Annotated in this window: 1 protein-coding gene; it reads left to right on the top strand. The window is 61.2% G+C overall.

The window, feature by feature from the left end; all coding sequences use genetic code 11:
* Positions 1–198: integrase core domain-containing protein (locus AC5ZGW_RS47905; RefSeq protein ID WP_496114371.1), on the top strand; the 198-nt coding region annotated here is incomplete at its 5' end.
* Positions 199–273 lie beyond the last annotated feature (75 nt).

The raw sequence follows: 273 nt of genomic DNA on the forward strand, positions 1-273 counted from the left end.
GAGGCCAAGGCAGGGGTCGCAAGCTGGATCGCCTTCTACAACGATCGTCGCCTTCATCAGGCGCACGGCTATCGCACGCCGATGGCGGTCTGGCGCGAACGGATGCAGGCCGCGAAGGCTGTGGACATGGTGGACAACGCTGCCGCGTTGACCACATGCCCACAGCAACTGCAGCAGACAGCGTCTCTGGCTGCGTGATAGAAAGGGATCAGGAGCAGTCAGTTTCCAACTAACAAACCGGTTCAAGCGGTCCCGCTCCGCGGGTCCATTTCA

The sequence above is a fragment of the Bradyrhizobium sp. Crot121 genome, assembly GCF_059512385.1.